1 protein-coding gene and 1 pseudogene are annotated in these 2,050 nt (G+C 61.7%); both read right to left on the bottom strand.

The features are described from left to right. Window positions 1–822: 822 nt before the first annotated feature. Window positions 823–1,611 (bottom strand): hypothetical protein, encoded by a 789-nt coding sequence (locus Rhe02_RS49350; RefSeq protein WP_203915538.1) that lies wholly within the window; start codon window positions 1,609–1,611, stop codon window positions 823–825. A gap of 294 nt (window positions 1,612–1,905) precedes the next feature. Next, window positions 1,906–2,050 (bottom strand): annotated as a pseudogene (locus Rhe02_RS51155) (IS110 family transposase); the annotation flags it as partial.

Below are 2,050 nucleotides of genomic sequence, written 5' to 3'. Positions count from 1 at the left end.
ACCCAATTGATCCACTCGTGACGCCGCTCTCCCTAGCTGCCGATCCTCCATGACTTCCGTTTCAGGCTCTCGTCCAAGCTAGACGTGGTAGTCGGTTCGATCCCACTAACGAATCGCTTGATCAGGGCGATTTGGGCTGAACCACCTGGTTCGGCAGTGCGTCGCGCGACCATCGTTCAGCTGCATGTCGCCGCCGACGCCTTCACCCAAGGGGTCCACCTCGGTGCGATGACCAAAGTGGACAACTGCAAGCTGAAGTAGTGGAGTCGCCGTCGACGGCCTCAAACATGGTTCCGAACGCGTTGAGTTCTTCGAGGGAGCGACACTGCGACCGTGGGCGCCGAGGACGACCGTGTGCCTGCGGTCGTAGGCAGTGACAGACTTGCACTAAACGGCCCGAAAGTCCGCCAGTGGGCCTATAGCCCAGGCCCTACCAGTCGATCTTGAGGCACCCTATACCTCTTACCGGGCAACAACGCAACGAAGGAGCACCAGCGGCGCGGCGGCAGCGTCCGGTGACCGTTCCTTCTTGGACACCACAGCGTGAACGACCCGGTGCGCGCCGCTGATCGGCAGACACTGCCCTTGCAGGGCCGATAGCGGCAGCCGCGCCTCACACGCGTTCAAGCCGAAATTCACCGCGATCGTCGTTTCACGAAATACGACTTGCCCGCCTCGGATCGGGCCATGTGCAGCGGATCGGCTCGGTGCGCGACTACTCGCCCCTGGCCGTCCGAAATCCTGATACTCCCGCGGCTTGGAGCTGCGGAGCCGCGGCCGAAGTTCTGCGGTCGGGTTCGATCGACTGTGGTGCTCACCGTTTCAGCGCGGCCTGGGGACAGACGCGGCAGCTGAAAGTCCAGCTAGTATGCCGAAGCATAGACCCCAAGTTATCGCGGGCCATGTCGCTGCCCATGCGTGCGGGACCATCTCGTTGTCCGCCAAGAGGCTGCCGAGGAACCCGACCGACATTGCGGCGAGCATGGTCGAAATCCAGCCGCGAGACAGAGCCGCGATCCTTGTCAACGACGCAGATCTACCCAACGAAGCAAAGATCACGACTGCCATGACAACGACGGAAACGGCGCGAACGTCATCTGTGAGCACATCACGGCCCTCGATCGGGAAAATTGACCATCGTGGCCATGTCAGCACCTCCAAAAAGCGCCCGAAGGTTCCACTTGGAGCGCGGCGCTCGACCCACTCGACAAACGCGCGATTTCCGAAGATAAGAATTGCGCCTGCCAGCGTTATGGCGATAGAGCCTGTCGCTGAGCGACTGGGGCGTATCGCGACGTGATCGCTGGCTGCCACAGCTACAGCGTGGCCAATGGCCTCTGGCTCCAGTTCAAGTGGCGCAGATAGCTGGAGTGTCGGCGTGGACTCTTCAATCTCGCTCGCTGACGACCCTGAGATCACCGGCATTGGGGGTGCCGGTGATGTCTCCTGCGATACCTTCCTTACCTCGAAGCGATAGAGCACGAGAAAGGCAGCGATGGAAAGGGGCCATGCGATCCACGCGTATCGCCGCCATTGGTCCGGAAGGGAATTGGCGGCGACATTGACCAGCGCAGGTAGCAGGACGACGGTCACGAACGCAGCGAACAGCATGAAGGGTGCCTTGAGATCTCCACTCGTTGGCGACATGCGCCACACTATAGGCCGCGCCGTCACTAGCCGTGATATGCCAATCGATTCGACGGCGTCGTTCCTTAGCCGATAGAGCGTCGAGCAACACGATCGTCTCCTCGGCGGCCACCACGATGAGTTAGTGCACCGCGTTCGCGAGGCAGCAGGAGATCAGAACCGGAATACGGCGCCAGCGAACCGGTCGCCTCCGCGTCGCAAAGGAAGGTTCACCGAGGAGATCAGGTCGGCGCGAAGACATCCTACGCTGTTGTGTTGTCAAGCAACGGCGGCGAGGTCTTTGGCGCGCTGGGATGGCCAGGCGGTTTGTTCGTCGTAGACGGTGCCGGTTTTGAGGCGGCCGTGCAGGATGCCTACGAGGCGGTTGCTCAATTGGCGTAGCGCGGCGCGGTGGCCGGCTCCG

The sequence above is a fragment of the Rhizocola hellebori genome (assembly GCF_016862955.1).
In the GTDB taxonomy this organism is placed as follows: Bacteria; Actinomycetota; Actinomycetes; order Mycobacteriales; family Micromonosporaceae; genus Rhizocola; species Rhizocola hellebori.
Note: the sequence above shows the minus strand (reverse complement) of the source record. Positions and strands in the feature narration are given on the sequence as shown.